This window comes from Siminovitchia fortis, assembly GCF_003605365.2.
Lineage (GTDB): Bacteria > Bacillota > Bacilli > Bacillales > Bacillaceae_C > Siminovitchia > Siminovitchia fortis.
Window position 1 is genome coordinate 1 of sequence record NZ_QYTU02000008.1, and the last position, 12,220, is coordinate 12,220.

At 40.6% G+C, this 12,220-nt stretch carries 12 protein-coding genes; 11 read left to right on the plus strand and 1 reads right to left on the minus strand.

Annotation, left to right across the window (positions count from 1 at the left end; all coding sequences use genetic code 11):
• The first annotated feature begins 43 nt into the window (after nt 1–43).
• From D4N35_RS05475 to D4N35_RS18365, 4 genes are all read left to right on the plus strand, one after another.
• Complete coding sequence (locus tag D4N35_RS05475) at nt 44–1,348, plus strand: type III PLP-dependent enzyme domain-containing protein (protein ID WP_120071234.1); 1,305 nt, start codon at nt 44–46, stop codon at nt 1,346–1,348.
• Between the two features lie 23 nt (nt 1,349–1,371).
• A complete protein-coding gene (locus D4N35_RS05480; RefSeq protein ID WP_120071236.1) occupies nt 1,372–2,328 on the plus strand; it encodes an ATP-grasp domain-containing protein in 957 nt (318 codons plus the stop codon).
• A 43-nt stretch (nt 2,329–2,371) separates the two neighbouring features.
• Entirely contained in the window at nt 2,372–2,704 is a 333-nt protein-coding gene (locus D4N35_RS05485) for a helix-turn-helix domain-containing protein (protein WP_120071239.1), read from the plus strand.
• A 498-nt stretch (nt 2,705–3,202) separates the two neighbouring features.
• Entirely contained in the window at nt 3,203–3,439 is a 237-nt protein-coding gene (locus D4N35_RS18365; RefSeq protein WP_235870303.1) for a Uma2 family endonuclease, read from the plus strand.
• Between the two features lie 158 nt (nt 3,440–3,597).
• Here D4N35_RS18365 and D4N35_RS05495 read toward each other — a convergent pair whose 3' ends face one another.
• Nucleotides 3,598–4,557, minus strand: a complete 960-nt coding sequence (locus tag D4N35_RS05495) for an MBL fold metallo-hydrolase (protein WP_430722742.1) — start codon at nt 4,555–4,557, stop codon at nt 3,598–3,600.
• A gap of 141 nt (nt 4,558–4,698) precedes the next feature.
• Between D4N35_RS05495 and D4N35_RS05500 the strand changes: the two genes are divergently transcribed.
• The 7 genes from D4N35_RS05500 to D4N35_RS05530 all read left to right on the plus strand — a co-directional run bounded on the left by D4N35_RS05500 (nt 4,699) and on the right by D4N35_RS05530 (nt 12,205).
• The gene (locus D4N35_RS05500) at nt 4,699–6,573 is read left to right on the plus strand and encodes a glycosyltransferase (RefSeq protein ID WP_120071241.1); all 1,875 of its coding nucleotides are present in this window, start codon (nt 4,699–4,701) and stop codon (nt 6,571–6,573) included.
• Between the two features lie 67 nt (nt 6,574–6,640).
• Entirely contained in the window at nt 6,641–7,015 is a 375-nt protein-coding gene (locus D4N35_RS05505; RefSeq protein WP_120071243.1) for a cytochrome-c oxidase, read from the plus strand.
• A gap of 352 nt (nt 7,016–7,367) precedes the next feature.
• The gene (locus D4N35_RS05510; protein WP_120071406.1) at nt 7,368–8,426 is read left to right on the plus strand and encodes a YeeE/YedE family protein; all 1,059 of its coding nucleotides are present in this window, start codon (nt 7,368–7,370) and stop codon (nt 8,424–8,426) included.
• A gap of 12 nt (nt 8,427–8,438) precedes the next feature.
• Nucleotides 8,439–8,663, plus strand: coding sequence for a sulfurtransferase TusA family protein (locus D4N35_RS05515; RefSeq protein WP_120071245.1), 225 nt, complete (start codon nt 8,439–8,441; stop codon nt 8,661–8,663).
• Between the two features lie 143 nt (nt 8,664–8,806).
• A complete protein-coding gene (locus D4N35_RS05520; protein WP_120071247.1) occupies nt 8,807–9,382 on the plus strand; it encodes a Uma2 family endonuclease in 576 nt (191 codons plus the stop codon).
• Nucleotides 9,383–9,708: 326 nt separating this feature from the next.
• Entirely contained in the window at nt 9,709–11,652 is a 1,944-nt protein-coding gene (gene ltaS, locus D4N35_RS05525; protein WP_120071249.1) for a lipoteichoic acid synthase, read from the plus strand.
• Nucleotides 11,653–11,791: 139 nt separating this feature from the next.
• A complete protein-coding gene (locus tag D4N35_RS05530) occupies nt 11,792–12,205 on the plus strand; it encodes a VOC family protein (RefSeq protein WP_120071251.1) in 414 nt (137 codons plus the stop codon).
• Nucleotides 12,206–12,220 lie beyond the last annotated feature (15 nt).

Below are 12,220 nucleotides of genomic sequence, written 5' to 3' on the forward strand. Positions count from 1 at the left end.
AGTAAATTTACTTTCGTAATTTGGGATAATTGGAGGTAATTTTGTGGAAAGGTTAAATGCATGTACAGTCACAGATGCCCCGGGCTTGGAACATGTACTTTTGAAACACGATCAAATTCAGCGGCTGGAGGCTGAATTTGGCTCTTCTTTCTATATATTGGATGTCAACAAATTAAGGGAAAATTACAGAAAAATTAATACGGCTTTTAAAAGCAGGTATGAAAATTTTATCATCGGTTACTCCTATAAAACGAATTATCTTCCCTATTTATGCAAGGAGTTATCAAACCTGGGGGCATACGCTGAAGTCGTGTCACGCCTGGAATATGATTTGGCCCTGAAAATAGGAGAAGATCCAAAAAGAATCATATTTAACGGCCCTTTAAAAACGATGGATGATATCAATTTGGCATTGACAAATAATAGCATTCTCAATATTGATTCATTGTATGAAATAGACTTTGTCAAAAGATTTGCTTCAAAAAATCCGGAAGTTGAAGTGCCCGTAGGGTTAAGAGTGAACTTTGAGATTTCCCAAAATGGTGTCAGCGCTCTCCAGGAAGGCTATAAATACAGCAGGTTTGGAATATGTGTCAACAATGGGAACCTGGAACACGCTTTAACGGAATTAAGGTCAATGGAGAATATACGGATTGTAGGGTTGCACGGACACTTTTCAACGAAAAATAGAAGTTTGGAATCGTATAAAATCATTACCCAAAATCTCTGTACGCTGGCTAAAGAAAATATTTTGGACAGTCTGGAGTACATTGACATTGGCGGCGGAATATACGGAGAATTGCCGAAACCTTATGATATGCTTGTTCCGGCATTTGACGACTATGCTGAAACGATATGTGGAATCATGAATACAGAATTCGGAGATTTTCACAAAAAGCCGTTATTGATATTGGAACCGGGAGTAGCAATGGTTGCCAATGTTTTTTTATTTGCAGCAAAAGTGATTGAAAGTAAAAGAATCAGGAATGACTATTTTGTATTGGTTGACGGAAGTGTTCATAATGTAAAACCGACCATGCACAAAAACAATCTGCCGATGAAGATTGTGAGGCAAGAACATGATCCAAGCGAAGAAAAGCAAACTTTTCATATCGTTGGATATACATGTATGGAGAAGGATTACCTGGCCTCTGAAATAAAAGGCAGGCTGCCCATGAAAGACGACTATATTATTTTTGAAAATGTCGGCGCCTATACAATCGTTTTTAATCCGCCGTTCATTAAAGAACGCCCCGGCATTGTAGCCATGGATCATCCGGAATTTACTGCAGCCCGGAAAAAAGAGACGATCCGGCAGTTTTTCAACGAAGAGATTTATGTTTTTTAAGAATTTTATAGAAGGAGATGTTTATGAACATATTAATTTGCAGTGTCGGACGCAGGGTTAAGCTGATCCAATATTTTAAAGAGGAACTTCATAAAGTTGGAGGAAAAGTCATCGCGGCAGACTGCGATGAGACAGCAGCAGCCCTTTACCACGCAGATATGTACGAGGTGGCGCCTCGTATAGACCATCCTGACTACATTCCATATATAAAAAAATTGTGTGAAAAATACAGCATCAAAGGCGTTTTGTCTTTGATTGATCCTGAATTATCGCTGCTGACCGGCGTCAAGGAAGAGTTTAAAAAGGATGGCATCATGGTCATTGTAAGTGATAAAAACGTGGTCGATATCTGTTTTGACAAATATTCAACATATGCATTCCTTCAGGCCAATAACATACCGTCAGTTCCTACCTATATTGATATGGACGCGGCACTGATGGACCTGAATAAAAACCAGCTGAAATTCCCTCTGATCATAAAGCCGAGAAACGGCAGTGCAAGTATGGGAATCAATAAAGTGAATAATTTAAAAGAGCTGGAACCGTTTAAGGCAGGATACCAAGATTATATTATCCAGCCTTATATGGATTGCGAGGAGTATGGTGCTGATTGTTATATAGATGTAATTTCGAAGGAGACTATAAATATTTTTCTAAAAAGAAAAGTAAAAATGAGGGCAGGTGAAACGGATAAATCCATCGCTGTAAAAGATCCAATGTTCAAACAGGTCGTCGAAAAATTAATTGGTGCATTAAATCCTTTGGGGCCAATCGATATTGACTGCTTTAAAACGGAAAACGGCTATGCGGTATCGGAAATTAATCCAAGATTTGGGGGAGGATACTTGCACGCACATGAAATGGGTCAGAATTTCGTAAAAAACATCATTAATAATATCCAGGGAGCAACGAATGCTGCCGGAGGTGACTATGAAGAAGGAACGACCATGGTAAAGTATGACCATGTCATGGTGATTTAAGCAAAGTCTCCCCAAAATTTATAGAACATTGAGGTATTGATCTATGATAGGAAAAAAAATTGCCGAAATACGAAGAAAAAGAGGAATGTCGCTGTCCGAACTGGCAGAAAGAGCAAATGTTTCAAAGTCATATATAAGCGGACTTGAAAGAAGTATTAACGAAAACCCGTCCATTCAGGTGATCAATAGAATAGCGGATATATTGGAAGTGAATGTAACCACGCTTATCAGAGCAGAGAGAGAACCTGAGGAGTGTCCGGAAAAAGAGTGGCAGGAATTTGTCAGTGAACTGAAGGAAACAGGAATTGACAAGGAGCAAATTGGGGAATATAGAACTTTAATTGAATTCATTAAATGGCAAAAAGAAAAGAATTAAAAGATAAGTGGTGAAGGAATGATGATCTGGGGGCATCTCAAAAGTCCCGTTTATTGATCTGTGGTTTCAATAAGATGTTATATAATGAATACAATAAGACCGGAAATAGACCGGTTGTTTGCTGGAGTCCCAATCGAAAACAGGCAAGGGGGAGGAAAGCAATAGCATTGTCAGAAGAAAACAATTCTTTAACATATGCTGAATACTTGAAATTAGATGACGATGTTCAGTATGAGGTGATTGATGGTCAAATTTATAATATGTCCCCATCCCCCCCAGTGTAAAACATCAATCAATTGCCACGGACCTTTTAACTGAGTTTAACATATATTTACGAAATAAATCCTATAGAGTTCTGGCTGAGATTGATGTTTGTTTTAGTGAGGAAAAAGATGCCGCTAAAGTGAATGATTGGTTGAAACCAAATATTGTGATTATATGTGATATAGATAAAATGCAAAAAATTATATTGCAGGCTCCCCAGACTTAATTGTTGAAATATTATCAAAATCTACTGCAAAAACGGACAAAATGATTAAATTTAACCGATATCAAAGAGCAGGTGTAAAGGAGTATTGGATTGTCGACCCATCCCACGAAATAATAGATGTTTATTTATTAGAAAATGGATTTTACAAACATGGTGGCGCGTATGCGAACGATGAAGCTGTTAAAGTCAATATTTTTGATGATTTGTCCATTGATCTTAAAAATATTTTCAGAGATGAATTATAGACCCATGTCCGAAACTTGAGTTAATAAAAGTTGAATAAGCAGCGACATACGCAAATTGAGCGAATTATGCGATCTGGTGGTTGAATAGCCCGGTACTTGTTAAACAAATAAAGTCTTACCAGTAGTCATCCTCCAAATGGATGGCTTTTGAATTAAGATCATGTTGATCTATACTCCAAAACTCCCTCCTTGAACTCTCCTCTAATTCGCCCCCTCTCCTCCAAATAATCCAAATGCCCAATCACTTTTGACATAACAAGTGAAAATTGCTTCGCATATGTATCCTTATAATAAGCCTGCGCAACATCGCTTGCAGTTTCATATCCATCCTCAATCAAACGCAGGAACTTCTCCGCCTTCCTCTCAATTCCTGCAATTCTTTTTTCAATCAATTCATGAGGATTTTCAATCAAAATTCCATGTCCGGAAAATACAGTATTCATTGGAATGGACAGGCATTTTTTTAATGAATCGACATGGGCAGGGAGCGATCGGATTCTTTTTCCGTTTTCGTCCGGCTCAACCAAGGCATTGCTAGATATATGGCTGATCAACAGATCACCTGAAAAAAGCCATTTTTTGTTCGGGAGGAAAAGGGCTATTTGGTCCGGCGTGTGCCCCGGAACCTCAATGACTTTCAAATTTTCAAATTGGCCTGGTGTCAACTCTTTCAGGTCACATTCAATTTTTTGTGATTCATTTTCTTCAGCTGCTCTTCTTAGATGCTCCACCTGCTTTCTCCCGGATTCTCCGCACCCCATTTCATTGTAAAGTTCTTCAAAGAACTCAATTCTCATTTGAATAAATTCCGGGTCCCTTTTTAAACGAGGAAAAGAGAGCGGGTGGGCGAATACTGGAACCGGATTTGCCGACACCACTCTGTTTACAAGCCCGGCATGATCGATATGATGATGTGTCAGGATCATATGGGTGATATCGTTTATGCCAAATTTATTTTTATTTAATGTATCGTTCAAAGCGTTCCAGCAATCGTCATTGTTTAAGCCTGCATCTATTAACATGAGGGATTGATTTGTTTTGAGCAAGTAAAAATTGATACTTTTTAAGGATGATTTGACTGGAACGATGATTGGAAATACTTCTGACAAACCTGTCACTCCCACAGCTCTGATAACTATATGATAGCAAAAATCTGGTTTAATCTGCTCGCTTTTTAAGTATATTTTTTCCAAAACTGTTTAATCGCGTAGTCATTTGGCCATCCCTATAAAAGAAAGAAGCCAAAAGGGTGAACTGCTTTGAATGATTACGCGGTTTATTTCATGCTGCATTCTATTGAAAAAGCAAGGGGCGGGTTGACGAGAGCAGCGATACAGCGGGCCGACATGTTAAGTCGGCTTTATCATGATATTGGTTTGATCACCTTTGATTTTAATCCGGATTACGATCATGTGATAAAACATTATCAAGGGACAGGGCTTTGGAGTGATAAAATCAAGCATTTTAATGTATATGAATTTCTGATGAATCAACAGGAAACCGAGAAAACGGATGAATCCATACGCCCCTTCTATCACGATGGCTCCCTCCATCAGCATATTCTCTTTGACCTCGAAGGCCGGCCAAGAAAAGTGACGCAGTATGATCAAAAGAATGGGAAAGCAATAAAGGAGCAATTGCTTACGAAAGAAGGGAAGTGCTTTTTTGAAAGGTGCTTCCAGTCGGGAAAGTACAATCTGCTCGACCGAAATGGCAATATGGTTAAATCATTTAAAACAGTGAAAGCCTATCGCCGGCATTTTATTCAATCGCTTTTTGAGAACAAGGAAGCAATTTTGTTGTCCGACAGCCGCTTTACAGACAAAATACTTATGGGAATCAAGAATGAACAGGCAGTTAAAATCGCTGTTTTACATAGCAACCATCTGCAGTCGCCGTATGAATACGGCAGTACGCTTGTAAAAAGAAATGAATTATTATTTGATCGAATGAACCAGCTTGATGCAGTTGTAACTTTAACGGAGAGCCAGGCGAAAGATATCGCCAGCCGCTTTGGCCGCAGGTCTACAATTCATACCGTTGGCCATCCGGCTTTTAAACGGGGCGACAGTGCGGAAGAACATGATCCGTACACAGCCGTCATGCTTGTAAGGTATGAAGGAATCAAGCAAATCCATCATGCCATTAAAGCATTTAAAAGAGTGGTTAAAAAAGTGCCGGAAGCGAAGCTTGAGATTTGGGGATTTGGAAGGGAAGAAGAGCGATACAGAAGGCTTATCAAGCGTTTAAGGATCGAAAATCATGTTTTTATAAAAGGATTTACCCATGACGTTGAAAATACTTTCCGGAGGGCTGCCTTTTCATTGATTACATCCAAATCCGAAGCTTTCGGCATGTCCATTATTGAAAGCATGAGTGTTGGAACGCCTGTAATTTGCTATGCCTGCAAATATGGACCGACTGATATCATCACACACGAAAAAAATGGGCTCCTCATTGAACCAGGGGATATAAAAGCTTTGGCCGATGCGATGACTGATCTTTTCTCGGATAAAGAGAAGCGGCGGGCTTTAAGCAAGGAAGCAAAGAAGATTACTGAAGTGTTCGGGGATAAAAAGTTGGAGGAAAGGTGGAAGGCCATTTTTGATGAGGCAAGAAAACAAAGCAGGCAAAGGGTTCATCTTGAAGGGATCTTAGCGGATATTACCAATATGGCATTAGATGGGGAAGCAGGCATTAGAGTAGAAGGCAGGGTCTCATTTAAAAAAATGGAGCCGGTTTTCCGGCACAGGATTGTTCTTTTTTTACAGCTGCGCAGACGAAAGGAGATGGAGGATGTATATGCTCCGCTGTCAATTAGATGGGAAAATCCAAGCACCTTGATATTTAAGGGCAGGTTCTCTGATGTTTCAAAGCTCTATAAGGGCCGCTGGGACGTGAAATTGAGCGTTTCCTGTTTGAATTTCCATCAATTTGTCCAACCGATGCCGGCATGTGCCAAGGTTGGAGGGCGAACTACTGACCTGAAAATATGCGCAAGAGGACAGCGGATTTTTGTGAAGGTCTATCGGCCAAAGAAAAAAAGGCCAATCAATTTATATTTTTTTCTTGAAAAATCTAAAGCAAAAATCAGGGACAGGGTCCGGATCCTCAGGAATTGGCGAGAAAATTAATTTTTCGGCCAACGTATACATGATATACGCCCCTCATATATTTATTAACGAAAAGAGGGGGGTTTTTATGGGGATTAAACTGATCAAAATAGCTGTCGTGTATTTCCTGATTGGCATCTCCCTTGGTCTGTATATGTCGGTTACGCATAAGTTTGTTTTGTCGACAGTTCATGTGCACATGAACTTGCTTGGCTGGGTGTCGCTTGTAATTGCCGGTATTTTATATTTGTTATTTCCCCATTTACCATTGACATCCGCCGCAAAGGCCCATTTTTGGCTTCATAATATCGGCCTGCCCATTATGATGATCAGTATTGCACTCGCCATTTTAGAAGTCAGTCCTGTGTTCTTCCCGATTGCAACGCTGGGCGGAGCCGTTACAGTCTTGGGGGTTTTCTGTTTTGGGTACAATGTTTTAAAGAATTTAAGGGCGAAAGCATAGTTCTTCAGTGTGAAAAAAATGACTTGCAATACAACGAGTGCAGCGGGATATCCGCTGCACTCGTTTTTAAATGTTATTTTTTTGTTTTTTTGAATTGGTTGGAGGCTTTTGGGTTTTCCCTTTTTGCGGCGTCCCGTTTAAATAATTCCCTTGCTTTAACGAAAATATTGCTCAATTTCAGCGCCTCCTTTCATGTTGTTATTATTCCTTTTTCCGCTTTTCATTAAATAAAACTTAAATTTTATACCAGAACATTCTCCCCTTGACGACGGTATATGAAACATTTAAAATAAGTTTATAAAACCAATGAGTTTACTGTGGTTTAAAAGGAGTGGATAAAGGAATGTTTCAAATGATCGTCACGGGTCTTTTATGCGGAGCGCTGCTCGGTTTTGTCATGCAGAGAGGCCGCTTTTGTTTAACCGGCGGATTCCGTGATATGTATATTGCGAAAGATTACCGCATGTTCTATGCGTTGTTGATCGCCATTGCTGTCCAAAGCATCGGCGTCTATACATTGATCCAGTTCGGGGCCATTGAGTTTACGGCAGGAGGATTTTCCTGGATGGCCACCATTATCGGATCTTTCATTTTTGGAATCGGGATTGTGCTTGCAGGAGGCTGTGCGACAGGAACGTGGTACCGTGCGGGAGAGGGGCTGCTTGGCAGCTGGATCGCTTTGTTCGGTTATATGTTCATGAGCGCTGTGATGAAGTCAGGAGTCCTGGTTCCCATCGATCAATCGATGAAGTCTGTTCAAACAAAGACGAACTCTATTGCAGAGTCGACTGGAATTTCCGTTTGGGTTTATATCGCTATATTTACTGCAATTGTCCTTTGGCTCATTATAAGGGAGTTGAAAAAACCTAAAATTGCCATTCCGACAATGAAGCCCAAAAGGACAGGATTGAGCCATTTACTTTTTGAAAAACGCTGGCATCCATTTTTTACAGCCCTTCTCATCGGGGGAATTGCCATTTTGGCCTGGCCGCTCAGTGAAGCGACCGGAAGAATGTCCGGCTTGGGAATTACAACGCCGTCCGCGAATATTCTTCAATTTCTTGTGAGTGGTGACCAGCAATATATTAACTGGGGCGTGTTCCTTGTTCTGGGAATCTTTTTGGGCTCTTTTGCTGCGGCCAAAGGAAGCAGGGAATTCCGTTTCAGAATGCCTGACGTAAAAACAGGGATATCCAGCTTTATCGGCGGTAACCTGATGGGATTCGGCGCAAGCCTTGCAGGTGGATGCTCCATTGGAAACGGACTTGTTATGACCGCCATGATGACATGGCAGGGCTGGGTCTCGCTATTATTCATCATTTTAGGAACTTGGACAGCATCGTACTTTGTCTTTGTCCGTCCAAAAGCCAAAAAGAATACAGTTGTCGCCGATACAACTGTAACAGCATAGGAGGATGTTAAAATGACTACAACATTGGATGTAATGGGGCAGGTTTGCCCATTTCCGTTAGTGGAAGCAAAAGACGCAATCGAGAAAATTTCCGCAGGCGACGAGTTGATCATCAATTTTGACTGCACGCAGGCGACAGAAAGCATTCCGCGCTGGGCGGCTGAATCCGGGCATGAAGTCACCAATTTCGAACAGCTCGGCGAAGCAGCGTGGACGATTACTATAAAAAAGAAATGAGCATCAATTTGTAGACATGGTCAAAGCATTTGCTTCGATCATGTCTTTTTTTGACACCAGGGAATTATAAAGCGTTTAAGTGGTTAAGGGAAGGGTCTGGATAAATGGTATACTATAGTAAAGAGTTCGGGGGGAATTTGATCATGCATTTATATGTAAAAGGAATTCACTCATTAGAACAGTACTGGCAAATTCGCGAAAACAATGACTCGTTATTGGAGTATATCGATGGATTTATATACATGTCTCCATCGCCTTCGACCAAACATCAAAGGGTTTCACGCAAGCTGGGGAGAGCATTTGAGGAATTTCTCGATGGAAAAACATGCGAGTTATTTTATGCTCCTTATGATATTGAATTAAATAGCAAAAAAATGGAAGGCACAAGAGTTGTGATTCCGGATATCACGGTTATTTGCGATCCAAGTGGTTTTACAGATGCAAGATATGTAGGTGTTCCAGATTTGATTGTGGAAATTCTCAGTCCCACTAACCAGTCGCTTGATCTAGTCACAAAGCTTAATCTCTACATGGATTATGGGGTAAAAGAATATTGGATTGCAAACCCTATGCTTGATACAATAACGGTCTATACTTTGAATGAAAAAGGAATGTATGAGCAGCATGATAACCGGAGAGATACTGGTCCCATCACCTCCAAGCTTTTCGATGGTTTCCAGGTGGACTTGATAGATATTTTTAAAATTGAAAAAGCGTAAGGGAGCTCCCTGCGAAAAAAAATCGACAATCGCTTTATATGGGCCAAGCATTGATTATTGGGGGGCTAAGTGGCAGCTGCATCCAAGCTTCCGCGTTCTTTCCTTATATTTCCACAATTTTATTTTACATGGGAACGGTTCCATTTTGCCTTTTGGGTTTACTGTTTGGCAAACATGTGGTTTAATAATTAAGTATCAATTTTCAATAACGAGTTTCATATAAAGTAAAGTGAACCAGTTAACAACTCCAAGGCAGAATATTCGGTATCTCTGTTTTGGGTTATTTTTTGTAAATTGACAGCCCTAGAATATTTGAGGTGAGAATGATGAAGAAATTCTTGAGTACAAAAACGGGCTTTTTTATAGTGATGGTATTTTTCTTCTGGATTAAAACGTATATTATCTATCAAACTGAATTCAACCTGGGAGTCAAAAATGGATTACAGCAATTTCTGCTTTTCTTTAACCCGCTGAATTCCGCACTGATTTTTCTTGGCTTGGCCTTGTTTGCAAAAGGAAAACGGATGGGCGTATGGTTGATTTCGATTTATACTGCGCTAAGTTTCCTATTATATGCCAATGTAGTTTTCTACCGCTTTAACAGTGACTTTATAACGATCCCGACTTTGACCCAGACAAGCAATTTTGGAAGTCTCGGAGGAAGCATTGCTAATCTGGTAGCTTGGCACGATATTTTTTATGCACTGGATATTATCATCATGATCGTCTTTTTTATAAAAGCAAAAGGAAATTGGTCCGCGGATCGAATCAAGCTTCGCAAGCCTTTGATGGTTTTGACATCAGGCGTTATATTGTTTGTTGTGAACCTTGGACTTGCCGAAATTGACCGTCCGCAGTTATTGCAGCGGACTTTTGACCGAAATTATATTGTCAAATATCTTGGAGCCTACAACTTTACCATTTATGATGCTGTCCAAAGCGTAAAATCTTCGAAACAGCGGGTAATGGCATCAAGTGATGATATGACGGAAGTTGAAAATTACACGAAGAGCAAGTATGCCCAGCCAAATCCTGAATACTTCGGCAAAGCGAAAGGGAAAAATATCATTAAAATACATTTGGAATCTTTCCAAACGTTCTTAATAGATTATAAGCTTCACGGGGAAGAGGTCACTCCTTTTCTGAATTCATTAGTGCGCGATCCTGAATTTACGTATTTTGATAACTTTTTCCATCAAACCGAGCAGGGTAAAACGGCCGATGCAGAATTGATTATGGACAATTCTTTATATGGATTGCCGCAAGGTTCCGCGTTTGTCATGAAAGGGAATAACACATATCAGGCATTGCCTGCGATTTTGCATCAGCATGGATATACAAGCGCGGTACTGCATGGCGATTATAAATCATTCTGGAACCGCGATGAAATTTATAAAGAGTTTGGCGTAGACGAATTCTTCGATGCCAGCTATTATAATATGTCCGATGAAAATGTGATCGGCTATGGCTTGAAGGATAAACCGTTCTTTGAAGAGTCCATTCCGATGCTGAAATCCTTGAAACAGCCGTTTTATGCCCACCTCATTTCGGTGACCCATCACCATCCATATTTGATTGATGATGAGGATGCAACGATTGCACCTGCCGAAACGGGTGATGCATCAGTGGACAGATATTTCCAGACAGCTCGCTACCTGGATGAAGCTTTGGAACAGTTTGTTAACGATTTGAAGGCAGAAGGCTTATACGATGATTCTGTCATCTTGATTTATGGCGACCATTACGGTATTTCCGATAACCATAACCGGGCAATGGAGGAACTGATCGGAGAGGAAATCACTCCGTTGAAACACGCTGAATTGCAGCGTGTACCATTGATGATCAGAGTGCCTGGTGTAAAAGGCCAAGGCGTGAACCATGAGTACGCAGGACAAGTCGACGTCATGCCGACATTGCTGCACTTGCAAGGCATCAAAGCACAGGATTATATCCAAATGGGTACTGACCTTTTTTCAAAAGATCATAAAGCGTATGTACCGTTTAGAAACGGCGACTTCATGACTGAGAAGTTCAGCAAAATCGATGGTGTATATTACGACAATTCGACGAAAGAAAAGATTGAAGAACCAACGAAAGAAATGCTGGAAGTCAATGAGTCCGTCATCCGTGACCTTCAGTTATCCGATAAGGTGATGTACGGAGACTTATTGAGGTTCTATACACCTAACAAGGACTGGACTCCTGTAGACCCGAAACAATATACGTATGGAAAACAGGAACAGGAAAGGCTTCATGAGAAAGGGAAATAAATAAGTGCTGAAATCCAGGCGAAAGGAAACTATATGTTACCTTTCGCTTTTTTTTGTGTTCGTTTTGAACCGGTTCTTTTTTGTGCTGAGAAAATGAATGGTATATAATTTGTCTAACAATTGAAAGGGAGTGGTTCACGTGGCTGTTGATGTTTATCTTATGTTTAATGGAAATTGCAGGGAAGCGGTGGAATTTTATGCTGAGGCATTTCAAACCGAAACACCGCATATTATGACATTTGGAGACGCTCCATTGAATCCGGAGCACGCTGTTCCCGAAGAAGCCAAGGACAGGGTTATTCATGCACGGTTGAATATTGAAGGGAGCAATGTAATGTTCTCGGATACTTTCCCGGGGAGTGAGGTAGAAAACGGGAGCAATATCACACTTGCTTTTGTCAGTAAGAATATGGATGATGTAAAGTCCACTTTTCATAAACTGAGTGAAGGCGGGACTGTAGAAATGGAGCTTCAGGAAACGCTCTTCAGCAAATGCTACGGTAAACTGACGGACAAGTTCGGCATTGGCTGGCAGTTCAGCCACGAAGAATAGGGCAGTGAAAAAGCG

Excerpts from the sequence above, each read along its gene's own strand:
- D4N35_RS05480 (WP_120071236.1), top strand. The coding sequence starts at position 1,372 with ATGAACATATTAATTTGCAGTGTCGGACGCAGGGTTAAGCTGATCCAA.
- D4N35_RS05485 (WP_120071239.1), top strand. The coding sequence starts at position 2,372 with ATGATAGGAAAAAAAATTGCCGAAATACGAAGAAAAAGAGGAATGTCG.
- D4N35_RS05505 (WP_120071243.1), top strand. The coding sequence starts at position 6,641 with ATGGGGATTAAACTGATCAAAATAGCTGTCGTGTATTTCCTGATTGGC.
- D4N35_RS05510 (WP_120071406.1), top strand. The coding sequence starts at position 7,368 with ATGATCGTCACGGGTCTTTTATGCGGAGCGCTGCTCGGTTTTGTCATG.
- D4N35_RS05515 (WP_120071245.1), top strand. The coding sequence starts at position 8,439 with ATGACTACAACATTGGATGTAATGGGGCAGGTTTGCCCATTTCCGTTA.
- D4N35_RS05520 (WP_120071247.1), top strand. The coding sequence starts at position 8,807 with ATGCATTTATATGTAAAAGGAATTCACTCATTAGAACAGTACTGGCAA.
- ltaS (WP_120071249.1), top strand. The coding sequence starts at position 9,709 with ATGAAGAAATTCTTGAGTACAAAAACGGGCTTTTTTATAGTGATGGTA.